Origin of the sequence: Flavobacterium aerium, assembly GCF_030766725.1 — a bacterium.
Taxonomy (GTDB): Bacteria; Bacteroidota; Bacteroidia; order Flavobacteriales; family Flavobacteriaceae; genus Flavobacterium; species Flavobacterium aerium.
In genome coordinates this window covers 256,028-273,532 of record NZ_JARQWR010000006.1, presented here as the reverse complement: position 1 = coordinate 273,532, position 17,505 = coordinate 256,028, and the positions used below count along the sequence as shown (strand labels likewise).

The 17,505-nt window shown below is 36.1% G+C and carries 9 protein-coding genes; 3 read left to right on the top strand and 6 right to left on the bottom strand.

Translation table 11 applies throughout. The annotated features are described in order from the left end of the window. Positions 1-163: 163 nt before the first annotated feature. From P6733_RS10450 to P6733_RS10425, 6 genes are all read right to left on the bottom strand, one after another. Positions 164-3,199: a T9SS type B sorting domain-containing protein gene (locus P6733_RS10450; RefSeq protein ID WP_306352812.1), complete on the bottom strand. Its 3,036-nt coding sequence runs from the start codon at positions 3,197-3,199 to the stop codon at positions 164-166. Between the two features lie 256 nt (positions 3,200-3,455). After that, positions 3,456-7,808, bottom strand: a complete 4,353-nt coding sequence (locus P6733_RS10445; protein ID WP_306352811.1) for a T9SS type B sorting domain-containing protein — start codon at positions 7,806-7,808, stop codon at positions 3,456-3,458. Between the two features lie 370 nt (positions 7,809-8,178). Next, the gene (locus tag P6733_RS10440; protein ID WP_306352810.1) at positions 8,179-12,252 is read right to left on the bottom strand and encodes a T9SS type A sorting domain-containing protein; all 4,074 of its coding nucleotides are present in this window, start codon (positions 12,250-12,252) and stop codon (positions 8,179-8,181) included. A gap of 271 nt (positions 12,253-12,523) precedes the next feature. After that, the gene (locus P6733_RS10435) at positions 12,524-13,369 is read right to left on the bottom strand and encodes an oxidoreductase (protein WP_306352809.1); all 846 of its coding nucleotides are present in this window, start codon (positions 13,367-13,369) and stop codon (positions 12,524-12,526) included. Between the two features lie 92 nt (positions 13,370-13,461). Next, on the bottom strand, positions 13,462-14,361 hold the full coding sequence (locus P6733_RS10430; RefSeq protein WP_306352808.1) for a helix-turn-helix domain-containing protein: 900 nt from the start codon (positions 14,359-14,361) through the stop codon (positions 13,462-13,464). 77 nt (positions 14,362-14,438) lie between these two features. Continuing rightward, entirely contained in the window at positions 14,439-15,119 is a 681-nt protein-coding gene (locus P6733_RS10425) for a hypothetical protein (RefSeq protein WP_306352807.1), read from the bottom strand. Between the two features lie 240 nt (positions 15,120-15,359). Here P6733_RS10425 and P6733_RS10420 point away from each other — a divergent pair, with 240 nt between their 5' ends. From P6733_RS10420 to P6733_RS10410, 3 genes are all read left to right on the top strand, one after another. Next, positions 15,360-16,154: a HipA family kinase gene (locus P6733_RS10420; RefSeq protein WP_306352806.1), complete on the top strand. Its 795-nt coding sequence runs from the start codon at positions 15,360-15,362 to the stop codon at positions 16,152-16,154. Next, the gene (locus tag P6733_RS10415) at positions 16,132-16,515 is read left to right on the top strand and encodes a DUF3037 domain-containing protein (protein WP_306352805.1); all 384 of its coding nucleotides are present in this window, start codon (positions 16,132-16,134) and stop codon (positions 16,513-16,515) included. Before P6733_RS10420 ends, P6733_RS10415 begins: the two co-directional genes overlap by 23 nt. Positions 16,516-16,857: 342 nt before the next feature. After that, positions 16,858-17,454, top strand: coding sequence for a TetR/AcrR family transcriptional regulator (locus P6733_RS10410; RefSeq protein ID WP_306352804.1), 597 nt, complete (start codon positions 16,858-16,860; stop codon positions 17,452-17,454). Positions 17,455-17,505: the final 51 nt, after the last annotated feature.

Genomic DNA, 17,505 nt, shown 5'->3' with positions numbered 1-17,505 from the left:
TGTATTGCGTATAATGTGGGTCTTGTTGTGCTTGGACATCCACTAAGGCGGTCATAGCGATCAAGGCTGTCAGATATAATTTCTTCATGTGTAACTTTATAGTTTTATGGTGTAAAATACCTCTCTGTCCTTTAGGACAGAAAGGCTTTACTTCCCTTTTTGATTAGTTTCTTTCTCTATTAATGTAAATCCATCCCGTTTTTGAAGGTTGACCATCAAGTTCTATTACATAATAGTAGGTTGCCGTTGGTAAGTCATTTCCTTTATCAGACTGTCCATACCATTGATTAGAATAATTTGAATAGCTGTAAACCTTTGTACCGTATCGGTTAAAGATTGTCAGGTGCTTCACATTCAATCCCACTAAATCAAAGAAATCATTTTTACCATCATTATTTGGTGAAATCCCTTTTTGAATTGAACAAAATGTACTTAAAACCTCAACATTTTTGGTTTCTGTACATCCTTGTGAAGTCGTAATTGTCAAAGTAAACGTCATTGGAAACACTGGAGTAACTGAAGAAGAACTTAATACGTCAGTTACATTCAAAGTAGCATCATTTGACCCTACTACATTTCCTTGGCTGTTTTTCCATACATAATCCACATCATTTGAATTATATGAACTTGCATTAGGAGTTGCTTCAATAACATAGTCTCCATTAACACAATTATCATTTAAGGTAAAATCTATTTTCGTCACTGTAACTGCAAAAGTGAAAGTCGTAGCACATTGACCTGTATTGGGTGTAAATATATAATTACCACTTGTTGTATTGTTTACAACTGCTGGGCTCCAAGTACCTGTGATTCCATTTGGTGAAGTCGTTGCTAAAGCAGGTGCAGTAGCTCCGTTACACAAAGTTAAAGTAGTTACAAAATTTGGTGTAATACTATTTGTAATTGTAACAACTAACGTAGTAGATGTAGCGCATTGTCCTGCATTCGGTGTAAACACATAATTTCCACTTGTAGTCGTACTTATCGTTGCTGGACTCCAAGTTCCTGCAATTCCATTTGGTGAAGTCAAAGCTAAAGTTGGAGCAATAGCACTACTACAAAGCGTTAATGCTGTTGCAAAATTTGGTGTAATACTATTTGAAATTGTAACGACCAAAGTCATGGCAGTAGCGCATTGTCCTGCATTGGGTGTAAACACATAATTTCCACCAGTAGTCGTATTAATTACTGCTGGATTCCAAGTTCCTGTGATTCCATTTGGTGAAGTCGTTGCTAAAGCAGGTGCGGCAGCTCCATTACATAATGTTAGTGTTGTTGCAAAATTTGGTGTAATGCTGTTTGAAATCGTAACGTTTAAAGTTACCGAAACAGCACATTGACCTGCATTTGGTGTAAACACATAACTTCCACTTGTTGTATTACTGATTACTGCTGGGTTCCACGTTCCTGTTATTCCATTCGGTGAAGTCGTTGCTAAAGCAGGTGCAGTAGCGCCATTACATAATGCTAAAGTCGTTGCAAAATTTGGCGTAATACTATTTGCTACTGTAACGACCAAAGTTACTGCAGTAGCACATTGTCCTGCGTTGGGTGTAAACACATAATTACCACTTGTTGTATTACTAATTACTGCTGGATTCCATGTTCCTGTAATTCCATTCGGTGAAGTAGTCGCTAAAGTTGGTGCTGTTGCATTACTACAAAGCGCCAATGTTGTTGCAAAATTCGGTGTAATACTATTCGTTATCGTTACTGCTAGTGTTACTGCTGTAGCGCATTGTCCTGCATTCGGTGTAAATACATAGTTACCACTTGTTGTATTATTGATGGTTGCTGGACTCCAAGTCCCTGTAATACCATTCGGTGAAGTTGCAGCTAAAACTGGAGCTGTTGCTCCATTACACAAGGTTAAAGTAGTAGCAAAATTTGGTGTAATACTATTCGTTACTGTTACTGCCAATGTTACTGATGTAGCACATTGTCCTGCATTCGGTGTAAATACATAGTTACCACTTGTAGTATTATTGATGGTTGCCGGGCTCCAAGTCCCCGTAATTCCATTTGGTGAAGTCGTTGCTAAAGCAGGAGCTGTTGCTCCATTACACAAAGTTAAAGTAGTAGCAAAATTTGGTGTAATACTATTCCCAACGGTTACATTCAATGTAACTGGAACAGCACATTGTCCTGCATTGGGTGTAAATACATAACTTCCACTTGTTGTATTATTGATCGTTGCCGGATTCCATGTTCCTGTAATCCCATTTGGCGAAGTGGTTGCTAAAGCAGGAGCAGTAGCTCCATTACACAGTGTTAAAGCCGTAGCAAAATTTGGTGTTACACTGTTTGAAACCGTTACATTAATAGTATCAGTTTTTGTAGCGCCGCAACTATTTGTTGCTGTTAATGTCAATACTATTGTTCCCGTTGCAGTAGGGCTAATTGTATACGTTGTTGACAAGGCACTTGCAGTTGAAAATGTTCCACTTGGTGCTGACCAAAGTACCGATTGTTGTCCTTGAGCACTTCCGTTTAAATTAATGGTCGCTCCGGCACAAGCTGTCATCGTTTGTGGACCCGCATCTACAGTAAATGGTGGTACAGGTGCTGCACAACCATTATTAATGTAAGAAGCTACGCCCGCAGATGTAAACAATACGGTAGATCCATCGGCTGCTCCAGGCGTACCATTTGTATCTACTAATAAAGCTCTATTATACGTTACCGTATCAACACAACTATTAAATAGCATTGTCAAAGTTCGTACTCCAGCTCCAAAATTGGCAAAATGTCCTGAAACGGTGTTGGGATTATTTTGAAATATAATATATATTGTTTCTGTCAATGCCCCAAAAGAATTCAAAGCAGTATCCATGTTATAACTCGTTACCAAAATCACTCTGGCATTGGCAGGAAGAACTCCTCCAGTAGGCTCTAACAATTGTCCACACCCCCCAGCTGCAACAATATCTGCATTGAGTTGTGTGACTTTAGCGGCTGTAACAGCATTTTTAATCAATCCTTTCCAAGAATTGTTTGGCCAACTTACTACCAAATCGTTCGTATTTATGTTGGCATTTCCAACTTTAAACCGGACCATTTCGTTGAGACCTTCATCTGCCCCACAGGCATCTACTAAAATACTTTCTATCTCAAAACATTGAGAAAACGCTTGTTGATACGACAACAGCGAAAAAAGAATTAGAAAGATAATTTGCTTTAACTGAGTTTTTAATTTCATTTGATAAAAATTTAATCGTGAAAAGTGAACCAGAATCTGTAAATGGAATGGCTATATGTTTTATATTATTTAAAATCCCCTTTTTATTTTATACATAACATGTTTATAAACACAGCATTCTTAACTTCTTTTGGTTTTTCTTTTCTTTTTTAATTACATAATTTAATTGAGCTTTTTTTTGAAAAAAAATCGTCTAAAAAGTGTTCTTTTTTAGACGATATACTAATACTATCTTGATTTTACTTTACTGTTTGAGTTATCTTTTTAAAGAGAAATGTGCTTGAAATTCTTTATCCGCTCCTTCTCTATTCTTATATAGTAATTTAAACCAGTAATCTGTTGATGGTAGTTCATGACCATTATACATTCCATCCCAACCTTTTGCTTGGGCTGGTTTTATCATTGTAATTAATTTACCATAGCGATCAAAAATGTAAATCTTCGCCAAGGGTTGATGTGCAAGACTATGAATATTCCAATAGTCATTATATCCATCCCCATTTGGAGTAAAGAAATGTGGGTAATTTATCGCATAAACACTCAAAATTATTTCCTGACATCCATTTTTATCCCAAATTGTAATTTGATATTCTCCTTCTTCTGAAATTGTAAATTGATTACTTTCTTGTGGTACTCCATTATCCAATTGGAATAAATAAGAACCTGATCCGCCTGTAACATTTACAGTAATAATCTGATTGTTATTAAAATCTTCACCCACTGTTGCTGTTGCAACCGCTGATGATGAAATACCTACTGTTGCTGTAGCAGTAGCACTACAACCCGTATTTGTATTCGTTGCAGTGACCGTATATACTCCTACTTGATTTGCAATATGTGTATTTGTCGTTGTCGGTAATACCGCATTATTAAAGGTCCAAACAAAAGTATGATTGGCGTTTGGTAACTGAGCATTCAAACTCACTGTTGATAATGGTGTTCCTGTCTTTGGATCAACACAAATAAATTTATTACTTAAAATTGGTTTCGGTAATGGGTATACAGTAATCGTTTTAGTAACCGAGGCAGGGCAATTTGAATTTATCTTATAGACAATTGTAACCGTACCGCTTGATACTCCTGTTACTACTCCTAGATTATTTACGGTAGCAATAGCTGGATTATTACTTGTCCAAACTCCACTTGGTGTAGCATTCAACAAAGGAATTGTACTTCCTACGCATACACTATTGGGTCCCGTTATTGGAGCTACAACAGTAGCAGTCTGAATATCAATTGTAAATACATTCGTCCCTATAGTCGTACAATTTGTATCATTGGCCGCAATAAAATAGGTTATTGTATGACTTCCTAAAGTACTGGTTGCTATATTAATTGTACCTGTTGTTGGATTTATAACCAAACCTGCATCGGAAGAAAACGATCCTCCTGTTACAAATCCAGCTGTTAATTGTGGCGAAACTGGTGTACTATTTGCACAAATCGGTGTGGGATATGTAAATGTCGTAATTGGTGTTGTTCGAGGTGTTACCGTAACATTCAGTGTCACTGTATTAGCACATGCCCCAGCATTTGGTGTAAATATATAAGTCCCATTTGCCGTATTACTTACTATTGCTGGATTCCATGTTCCTATAATTCCATTTGGTGAAGTAGTTGCTAAAGTTGGTGCCGTTGTTCCATTACAGAATACCAATGCCGTTGCAAAATTTGGTGTAACCTTACTTGTTACGGTTACAGCTAAAGTAATTGAAGTAGCGCACTGCCCTGCATTGGGTGTAAACACATAATTCCCACTGGTTGTATTACTCACCGTTGCTGGATTCCATGTTCCTACTACTCCATTTGGCGATGTTGTTGCCAAAACGGGTGCTGTTGTTCCATTGCAAAATGTTGCTGTTGTAGCAAAATCGGGTGTTATGGTTGTAGTAATAGTTACATTCAACGTTACTGATACAGCACATTGGCCTGTATTAGGCGTAAATACATAACTTCCATTTGCCGTCATATTGATTGTCGATGGATTCCATGTTCCGACAATTCCGTTTGGTGAAGTCGTTGCCAAAACGGGTGCTGTAGCTCCACTGCATAAAGCCATTGTTGTAGCAAAATTTGGTGTAATATTATTGTTTACAGTAACATTTAAAGTTACTGATGTTGCACATTGACCTGCATTGGGTGTAAATACATAACTTCCGTTAGCAGTATTACTCACTACTGATGGATTCCATGTTCCTACAATTCCATTTGGTGAAGTCGTTGCCAAAACGGGTGCGGTAGCTCCATTACAGAATGTTGCTGTTGTAGCAAAATCGGGGGTGATACTTGGTGTAATTGTAACACTCAACGTAATTGAAGTAGCACATTGGCCTGTATTAGGTGTAAACACATAGTTTCCACTGGTTGTATTACTTACGGTTGATGGATTCCATGTTCCCACCACTCCATTTGGAGAAGTTGTAGCCAAAACGGGGGCTGTAGTTCCATTACAAAATGTTGCTGTTGTAGCTAAATCGGGTGTGATACTATTTGATATTGTAACATTTAGAGTTACTGCAGTAGCACACTGTCCTGCATTAGGTGTAAACACATAAGCACCGCTTGTTGTTGTATTTATTGTTGATGGGTTCCATGTTCCAGCAACTCCATTTGGTGAAGTTGTAGCCAAAACTGGTGCCGTAGCTCCTGTACAAAGAGCTAGTGTTGTAGCAAAATCAGGTGTTACATTTGGTGTTACCGTAACAGTCAATGTCACAGCAGTAGCACATTGGCCTGCATTAGGTGTAAACACATAACTTCCATTGGCTGTATTGCTTACTGTTGATGGATTCCATGTACCCGCTACTCCATTCGGCGAAGTCGTTCCTAAAACTGGTGCGGTAGCTCCATTACAGAATGTTGCTGTCGTGGCAAAATCAGGGGTTATAGTTGGAGTAACTGTAACCGCTAACGTCACAGCAGTAGCACATTGACCTGCATTGGGTGTAAACACATAGTTTCCACTGGTTGTATTACTCACTACTGATGGATTCCAAGTTCCTACAATTCCATTTGGCGATGTGGTTGCCAAAACGGGTGCTGTAGCTCCACTACAAAATGTCGCTGTTGTAGCAAAATCAGGGGTTATTGAGTTATTTACAGTAACAGTCAATGTCACCGAAGTAGCACATTGGCCTGCATTAGGTGTAAACACATAACTTCCACTTGTTGTATTACTAATCGTAGACGGACTCCAAGTTCCTACTACTCCATTCGGGGAAGTATTAGCCAAACCAGGTACTGGATTGCCGTTGCAAACCGTCATTGTTGTTTGGAAATTAGGGGTTACTGCATTTGACACTGTTACGGCTAATGTAACTGAAACAGCACATTGCCCCGCATTGGGTGTAAACACATAATTCCCTCCCGTTGTAGTATTAACTGTAGAAGGGTTCCAAGTTCCAACAATACCGTTTGGCGATGTTGTTGCCAAAACAGGTGCTGTAGCACCTGTACATACTGTTAATGTTGTAGCAAAATCAGGAGTTATACTATTCGAAATTGTAACATTTAAGGTAATTGGTACAGCACATTGGCCTGCATTCGGTGTAAATACATAGCTCCCGTTTGTTGTATTATTGATTGTAGAAGGATTCCAAGTTCCCACTACTCCATTTGGTGAAGTTGTAGCTAAAGAAGGTACTGTCGCTCCTGTACAAAAGGCTAGTGCTGTTGGAAAATTTGGTGTTACACTATTAGTAACCGTCAAATTAATAGTATCCGTTTTTGTAACTCCACAACTATTTGTTGCAGTTAAAGTAAGAACTACTGTCGTTCCAGCTGCTGTAGGGCTGATGGTATAGGTTGTGGATAAATTACTTGGTGTAGCAAAAGTACCACTTGGTGCTGTCCAAAGTACGGATTGATGTCCTTGAGCAGTTCCATTTAAAGTTATTGTTGATCCTGCACAAGCCGTAAGTGTAGGTGGCCCTGCATCGACTTTAAAAGGTTTCACTGGAGCAGAACATCCATTATTGATATAGGTTGCTACACCTGCTGGTGTATATTCAACGGTCGCACCATCTTGTGCTCCTGGAGCACCACTTTGATTAATCAATAAGGTACGATTATATACGACAGTATCAGAGCATGTTCCGAATGTTATCGTTAATACCCTCAAACTGGTTCCTGTAGTTCCGTAATTGGCAAAATGTCCCGTGCTGGTCGTTGGATTATTTTGAAATAGAATATAAATCGTATCGGATAAAGCTCCAAAGGAGTTTAAAGCGGTATCCATATTATAACTGGTTACTAAAATAACGGTTGCATTGGCCGGTAATACACCTCCAACAGGTTCTATGATTTGTCCACATCCACCAGCTGCAATTATATCTGCATTTAATTGGGCTACTTTAGTTGCGGTAACTGTATTTTTTATTAGCCCTTTCCATGTATTATTAGGCCAACTCACAGACATATTGCTCGTATTTATAGCAGCATTTCCTACTTTAAAACGAACCATCTCATTAAATCCCTCATCACTAGCGTTGCTACATGCATCCACTAAAATACTTTCGATTTCGAAGCATTGAGAAAAGGTATTTTGATAAGAAAGGAATAGTAGAGTTATTAATAGTAACGTATGTTTTAGTTGTTTTATTAACTTCATTTATCGTAAAAATTTAGCCTGTGAAAAGTAGGTCAATTATGTGAATTGATTTTTTTTTCTAATTTATCAAAACGTTATCATAAGGTATATTTTTTGTATATTTTAAGACAAATTTATATTAATTTTAAGAATATCTGAAAAATGAGAACACATTTAACTATAATTTTTAACAGCAAATTTTAATTTATCTTTTTTATTAGATAAAAAAACCGCTTAAATATTTATTATTTAAGCGGTTTAATCAATAATCTATCAACCTTTTATGCTTTTACAGCTTTATGGTTATCTAAAATCTTTTTCTTAATTTTTTATAAAATTTTCGTTCATAAATCCCGAAATTTTATGCGTACAATACATAATTCAATTGCTTTTAATTCTTAATTATTTTTATTGTTTTTGAAGTTGCCCCAGAAACTATTTTTATAAAATAAGTTCCTCCTCTATATTCCGACATATTCAATTCAATTTCTTTTGCATTTATAGTTTTTGGACTATTTACTTGTTGCCCTATCATATTGAATAGTGTAATAGTATCTATATTTTCAGCATAGCTAATATGTAAAATATTATTTACTGGATTAGGATAATACTTCAGGTTCTTCGCATCAAAGTTTGGAGTTCCTAGGGTTATTGATACTGTAATTGCTAATGGTTCACTTTCACAAGTTCCAATTGTTTGGGTTACATAATAAGTTGTTCCATCGACCAATAATTGCGTTACATTAAGCGTTGTTCCTTGTCCAACTAGAGCAAGTGAGGCATACCAATTTAAATTTGTTCCTGTTACTTCTAAGTTACTGATGTTTTCTCCTGCTACAAATGTTTGATTTTCAGAACCAACGGGTTTAGGTACTTCAGAAATTGTAACAGCTGTTTGTACTCTTGTACTTTCACAACCTGCAACGGTTGATGTAGCAAAATAATTCCCTGTTACCAAAGTTGTTGTTGCGCTCAAAGCTGTACCGCCTGTTGAAGCCAAATACCATTTAATTCCTGTTCCTGTTGCAACTAAATTCGCAACAGTACCTGCTCCACAAAATGTTTGTGCTTGCGTTGTAGGTACTGGAGTTACATTGACTGTAACGGCTGTTTGTACTCTTGTACTTTCGCATCCTGCAACGGTTGATGTAGCAAAATAATTTCCTGTTACCAAAGCTGTTGTTGCGCTCAAAGCTGTACCGCCTGTTGAAGCCAAATACCATTGAATTCCTGTTCCCGTTGCTACTAAATTCGCAACAGTACCTGTTCCACAAAATGTTTGTGCTTGCGTTGTAGGTACTGGAGTTACATTGACTGTAACGGCTGTTTGTACTCTTGTACTTTCGCATCCTGCAACGGTTGATGTAGCAAAATAATTTCCTGTTACCAAAGCTGTTGTTGCGCTCAAAGCTGTACCGCCTGTTGAAGCCAAATACCATTGAATTCCTGTTCCCGTTGCTACTAAATTCGCAACAGTACCTGTTCCACAAAATGTTTGTGCTTGCGTTGTAGGTACTGGAGTTACATTGACTGTAACGGCTGTTTGTACTCTAGTACTTTCGCATCCTGCAACGGTTGATGTAGCAAAATAATTTCCTGTTACCAAAGTTGTTGTTGCGCTCAAAGCTGTACCGCCTGTTGAAGCCAAATACCATTGAATTCCTGTTCCTGTTGCTACTAAATCTGCAACAGTACCTGTTCCACAAAATGTTTGTGCTTGTGTTGTTGGCACAGGTGTTACGTTAACTGTAACGGCTGTTTGTACTCTTGTACTTTCGCATCCTGCAATGGTTGACGTAGCAAAATAATCTCCAGTAACTAAAGTTGTTGTTGCGCTCAAAGCTGTACCGCCTGTTGAAGCCAAATACCATTGAATTCCTGTTCCCGTTGCTACTAAATCTGCAACAGTTCCTGCTCCACAAAATGTTTGTACTTGGGCTGTAGGCACTGGTGTTACATTGACTGTAATAGTAGCACTACCATTCATATCACTTGCTATTGCTGTACAAATTGCATCTTGTAAAGCCGTAACAGTATACGTTTTTGTTTCAGAGGTTGTAACTGAAAATGAATAAGGACTTGTTTGAATATTAGTTACCTCTACTGGAGTTGTACCATCGGTATAGGTTAAATTCCATGGGCCAGTTCCAGTTAATGTAATATTTACATTTGATGGTGTTACACCTAAACAGATGGTCTGATCGCCATCAATCACAGCTGTTGGTCTTGTGTTAACTACTAATGGTACACTAATTAATAATGCTGTAGTACAATTTGGTGTTACATCGGTTCTTGTAATGGAAACAACCTCTAAATTTTGGCCATTATCTAATAATGTTGGAGCAAATGAAAAGCTTCCTTCTCCTGTTGCTGATGCCGTTACTGCCATTGCAATTTGGATGTTTCCTCCTCCAACAGTGTAAAAAATATTGGAAGTACTATTAGGTAATAAACCTACTAAGGAAATTGTTGTTTGTGCTCCTTGCCCACATACCGCTAAACTAGTTGCCGAAGTTAATGTAGGAGCTGGATTCACAGCTAAGGTAACCGAATTGTTAGTAGTCAATACAGCAGGACAGGATGGTGTAACATCTGTTCTTTCAATACTATCGATTACTAAATTTTGACCATTATTTGAAGTTGATAATACAATAGGGAAACTAGCATTTCCAGTTGCACCAACAACAATACCTGCAACAGTTTGTGGAGCAGCTCCATTAATTGTATAATGAATTTTGATTGTGCTATTTGCCAATAATCCCGTTAAATTTATAATCGCTTCATTACCACTACACACTGTTTCAGCTTGTGTAATTCCTGATAATGTTGGTCCACCATTGATTATTATATTCTGATTGTTATCATTAATACTGAAAGTCAATGGGTCTTGATTGAAAACACGAACTCTATATAGAGTTCCTACTGGTGTATTTGCTGGAATTGTAACGTTAACTGGACTTCCAGTAGCCATTCCTACAATATTTGTCGCAGTAGTTGGAAAACTTCCATCTACATTTGATAATTGTGCATAAAAATTAGTTCCATTAAATGCTCCAACGGGTGTAAAATCTAAATCAAAAGAATTACTTGTCGCATTACAATATGGTCCATAAGGTTCATCATCTGTTATGATTTTGCTTGGTTCTAAAACTTTCCCAGATACAGTAAAAGTTTTACTAGCATTACCTCCTGTAAGATTTATGGTTTCTAAGGCAACATCTCCAACAGCCAAGCCTGCTTTTAAGCGTACAAATATTGTTGGATTATTGATATTATTATCTGCAGCTGTATAAGCAAATAATGAGGTTGTTCCCCACGTAGTTCCATCTGTTGAAACTTCATAATTTGAAGTCGATCCTAGTACTGGTGCAATCGTTATTGATCCCGTAGCAGGCGTTAAATTTGTACTAGAGAAATTTGTCAACTGAACACTCGCTGAAGGTCCATTGTTCACGATATAACTTAATGTTGTAATTGCTGTTGGAGTAACAGAAATTGATGAAGCTGGCTTTCCAACTCCTGAAACGGTTACTTTTTTATTTACTGCACCTGATGAGGATAATACTATATCTCCAGAAATTGGTCCCACAGTTGTAGGGCTAAAACGTACCCAAACTGTACTATTATTTATCGATCCTGATACAGCATTTCTTATTATCTGATTTGACCATGCTGTATTATCGCCACTCACTTGAAAACCCGTTGGCGCAGTAACTGTTACATTTCCTGTTAAATCTGTACCATTGAAAGTAAAGCTATTCGAGCTTGAATTATTCCCTATAATTACATCGCCAAAAGAAGCTAATGTATTTGTAGATGGTGTGATTAGTGGTGTTGCAGTATTCGCAGGAACTACTGTTCCTTCAATTCTTAAACTATTTGCAGATCCTGTAAGATAATAGGTTCCCGTTGATCCTTGTGGTATAATTCTAAACTTTACCACTACTCCTGCTCCAATATTTTGCAGAGCAGTAATACTACTCAATGAAGTTGTATTACCTGTACCTGTAGTTCCAGAAGTAGATGTTGTATTCCAATCGTCTAATTCAACAAAAGCTCCTCCATTCACAGAATACCAAACGGTACTTCCTGAAGGTCCTGCATTTGATCTTCTGGTTCTACTCGATATTTCATTTAAACTAACTTTATATCCTGGTAGTGCTTTAAAAGTAAAATAAAAACTATTATTATCACTTTCTGCTGTGGAAGACCATCCACCAGATCCACCCCAACATCCACCAGCTGGTGAACCACCTGTTCCGATGCTTGAACCACGAATTAAACCTGATGTTTCCAGATTTGAATTTAATGTTTCTGGTGTCCATGGGCTTGCTCCAAAACCTCCCCCGTTTGAAGCTGCATTCCATCCGATAATCTGCCCCCAACTACTTTGTAGTGGTGCAATAAAAAATAGAGCTGCCAATAGAAATGCTCTAAAAATTCTTTTTGGTAAAATTTTAATCATAATCTTTTTTTTGAGTTATTATCTGAATGTTATTAATTCATTTTCAGACAAATACAAATATTGAGATTATATTCATAGAACAGTTTATGTACATGTTTTATTACTGTAAAATCATGATTATGAAGTGTATTCGTTTATTATCTTTTTTTTATCTTATGTGGTATACTATGTTAATTATCATATTGTAAAGACACTTTTATATCTTATTACACTACAAAAAAGCAGCCTCAATTCTGGGCTGCTTTTTTTATACGATTTTAAAAACAAGAACTTATTCTGGGAATCCAGTTGTTGTTGCTACTGCTTTCCATGCTTCCATATCATCATGTATAGCGGTATCTTTTGCCTTGACAAGGTCATATGCATCTTGTCCTAGAAATAGATGTAGTGGAGGATTCGCTTCTGACGCTACTTTAAGTATAACTTCAATTGCTTTTTCTGGATCTCCAGTTTGATTTCCATCTATATTGAATTGATGTGCATTTACTGTCGCTCTTACTTCTTCATATTCTGCAATTGGATGTAATGGTAAAACTATTGAACCTTCAGATAAGAAATTGGTTCGGAAATAACCGGGATAAACTACAGTGGCATGAATACCAAAAGATTTCCCTTCTGCTGATAAGGCTTCTGTCAACCCAGCTACTGCAAATTTTGTTGCACAATATATCCCCACTCCTGGAAAATTCCCTGTATAACCTCCTATTGATGCTATATTGAATATGTGTCCAGAGCGTTGCTTACGAAAATGTGGCATTATTTGGCGAATTACATTTAGTAATCCAAATACATTTACATCAAAATTTTGACGTGATTCTTTGTCACTCAATTCTTCTATAGCTCCAAAATGCCCATATCCTGCATTGTTCACAACAACATCTATCGTCCCAAATGTTTGTAACGTTAATTCGACTGCTTTCTGGATACTTTTTTCATCTAATAAATCAACTTCAAGTGGTAATAGGTTATCATTTACACTACCTAAACTATCCGTTAATGCTTTAATTGTTCTTGTTGTTGCTGCTACTTTATTTCCAGCAGCTAATAATTGTTTTACAAACACTAGTCCTAGCCCTTTTGAAGCACCTGTAATAAGCCATACTTTTTTGCTTTCCATATTTTTTACTTTTTATATTGAAGCAAAGGTAGAATGTCAGCAATCTTTAGGCATTACATGATTCAAACGAATAGTTACGAAAATCAAACAATTTAGATTGATCGATAAGAAGTGGGTGTGAGTTCTGTTCTTTTCTTAAAAAAGTTTATAAAATGGGAGAGTTCCTCAAATCCAAGACAACGAGCAATCTCTCCGATATTCCAATCGGTATGTTTCAATAAAACCTTAGCTTCTTGTGTAAGACGTTCCGTTATAACTTGTGAAGTTGTTTTACCTGTAGTTTCTTTCAATGCTCGATTAAGATGGTTTACATGTATTGCTAATTGATTAGCAAATTCTGTAGGAGATTTAAAAACAATCTGTTGTATTGGAGTTTCAATTGGGAATTGCCTTTCTAATAATTCCATGAATAAGGAGGAAATTCTTGTGGATGCATTTGAACTTTCGTAGATTGTAGTAGTGGCTGGCCGCATCTTTAATGCATTGTGTATCAAATCAAAAACCAAATTACGAAGTACATCATATTTATAGGTATAATCAGAATTTATTTCTTCCATCATCCTACTAAAAATACGATGTATTGAAACTACTTGTTCATCAGATAAAATAAAGATTGGATTACCACCAGGTTGAAAAATAGGGTATTCTTTTATGTTCCCGTATTGATTAAAAAATGCTTCTGTAAAAACACAAAAAAAGCCTGTTTGCTCATCTTCCAAAGATTCCCAACTATACGGAATGTGTGGATTAGCAAATAATAGTCCTTGTTTTTCAATTTCTATTACCTTATCGGCATAGTTTACTCTGTTTTTTCCCAGAATAAGGCTAATTTTAAAATATTCTTTGCGACTATAAGGAGCTGGTTTTGCACTGCATCCAACAAATTCATCTAATTTAAAAACATTAAAATGCCCAATCTCTTTTTTAAGATTATCTGGCATCCAATTGAGTTTAGTCAAATAAAATTCTTCTATGCTTTCTACTTTTTTCATCGCACAAAGTTATACAAATCAAACAAAACAATTTATTTTGAGTGTTTTTTTTAATTGATATTCAGAGAATATGAAGTTTATTCTGCCTCTTTCACAATGATAATAGTTGCTTTAAATCCTGTCGCTAAATCCCAACGGTTTGCTGCAATAATATTTCCTTTATCATCATACACTTGAAACTCGGCTGTATTGGGACCCGAACTTCCTTGATTTAATGCTTCAAAGTCGATTTTATTGAAACCTGGATTCAATTCTAAATCAAATCCCTGAAATTCACTATCTAATATAATTCTGGATTTTAATACTACATCATTCACGGATACTTTTATCGCATCGCCATCTACTGCCTGATGATCGCGATATCGTACTCTTACCCTATCGGCTTTACTTTTAAAATCACCTAAATATTGGTTTCTGCGGAATACAATTTCATCTTCAGATGTTTCTCCTGTCCCTTTTCTATTCAATCGGTCTTCATACATGATTCCCGGATTTACAAATTCATTGGTCTTTTTTGGCATTGCATATCCTTCTTCTTTTCCGACTTGTAGTGAGCTTTTTGATTTTTTGGTAGCATTCATTGCATTCGGACTATATAAAGGAGGGATTTCTGATGAAGGTGGTGTAACACTTTTCTTTGGTTCAATTGTAGTATTATTGGCCCGTGGAAAAGCCATTGATTTATTATTAACATCAAATTGAGCATATACGTTTGACGATACACTAATTACAAGTATTAATAACAAGATAAATCTCATGCTTTTTCTTTTTGTTGAAGTCTCTTTTTAGTCTTTGGGTTAAAAATAGCAAAAAAACGATGATTTAAAATGTTCCTGCTAACATTTATGATTTTGTATAGTTAATTTTTATATTTCATTATCAAATAGTAAATATATGCCTTCAATATTGAATTGCATTTCGTCAATTCAATGTACTTTTACAATCTATTTTTATAACATCGTACTTTTTTGTACTTTGATATCCATAATGATAATCTTATGAGCAATAAACTTAATTTACGCACTGTAAATGTAACGCGTTATATAACGCCATTACGTGAAGGTGGTTCATTACCAGCCCTTGCTGAAGCTGATGATGATTTTAAATATGTACTTAAATTTAAAGGGGCCGGGCATGGGGTAAAAGCACTCATCGCTGAATTAATTGGTGGAGAAATTGCACGGGCATTGGGTTTACAATTACCTGAAATTGTTTTTGCAAATCTTGATGAAGCCTTTGGCCGTACAGAAGCAGATGAGGAAATTCAGGACTTACTACAAGGTAGTCAAGGTTTAAATTTAGCTTTACATTTTTTATCTGGTGCTATTAATTTTGATCCCGTAGTAACTGTTGTTGACCCTAAATTAGCTTCACAAATAGTTTGGTTGGATGCACTAATAACGAATGTTGATCGTACTTTCAGAAATACAAACATGCTTATTTGGCATAAAGAATTATGGCTTATTGATCATGGAGCTTCACTATACTTCCATCATTCATGGGTCAACTGGGAGAATCATACAAAGAGTCCTTTTTCTTTAATTAAAGATCACGTGTTATTACCACAGGCATCTGAATTAGAAGAGGTAGATGTAGCTTTTAAGGTTTTACTAACCGAGGATAAAATACGCCAAATTGTAGATCTTATTCCCGATGAATGGTTACAATGGGAAGATACAACAGAATCACCAGAAGAACTTCGATCTGTTTATTATAAGTTCCTAACCGTTAGAATGGCTCATTCCGATATTTTTATTAAAGAAGCTCAAAATGCAAGACAAACACTTATATGAATATGCCGTGATTCGTGTACTACCTAGGGTTGAACGCGAGGAATTTTTGAATGTCGGTGTTGTCCTCTTTTGTAAAAAGGAACGATTCATCCGATTCAAATACACGATGGATGTTAATAAACTTAAGCTATTCTCAGATGATTTAGACCTTGAGCAATTACAACTCAACTTAGAATCTTTTGAAAAAATTAGCCATGGTGCCAAAGATGGTGGCCCTATAGCACAATTGGATATTCCTTCTCGTTTCAGATGGTTGACAGCTGTTCGCAGTTCTGTGATACAAACTTCAAGACCACACCCTGGTTTAAGTGAGAATCTGGAAGCAACCATCAATCGATTATTTATCGAATTAGTTTTATAATACTATCTATTTTTTATTCCCAGTTTGTCTTACGATCAAGCTGGGAATTTTTAATTTTTATACCTTCTTAAGAATATTCCCTATCAAAAATGGTATTTCTTATCCATTCTATAGCTCCAAAAAGGGGTTAAAAGCCAACAAATCGCATTGTATTTATCGTAATTAATATCGCTTAGTCTATTCCTTAAACACTTCCTTAGCACCTTATTTCACTGAAATAATTAAATTATTAAATAATCTAACAGCGTTAAATTATTCTAAATTTATGATGTTAAAAGTATTTATATCCAAATTTGTATTACTTTTGCTTAACGATGTTAAATCATTTAATGTGTAGGACGGATGGCAAGTAAAGATAGAATTCAACGTTTAAAAGAAGAGACCAGATCTAATATATTAGATGCTGCATGCTATATCGTAAAAGAAGAAGGATGGCAAGGGCTTAGTATGCGTAAAATTGCCGACCGAATAGAATATACTGCTCCAATTATTTATGAATATTTTGCTAATAAAGAAGCAATACTTCAAGAGTTAACAACCAAAGGGTTTGTTTTATTAACGAAAGATCTTGAAAAAGCTAAAGCCTCAGCAGAAACTGCTCCTGAACAACTAGAAGCGATGTGGTTAGCCTATTGGGATTTTGCTTTTGCCAACAGAGAAATGTATCAACTTATGTATGGCGTTGAAATGACTTGTTGTAATCAAAAGACACCTGAAGTTGAAGCTCCTTTTAAATTATTTACTTCTGTAATCACAGAATTATTACAAAAAAATAATCCTGAGGAATGTACAGATTCAAATATTAAACAAAAGCACTTCACCTTTTTTGCAGTAATTCATGGATTAATTTCGATTAATATGGTTGGAAACGGATTATCTAAAACAATTAATAACCAAATACTTAAAGATGCAATTGGCGGAATAATCAAATCACTGTAGGTCGCTTTTTTTTGACTACTTACTTAACGCTGTTAAATTAAATAACAAGCG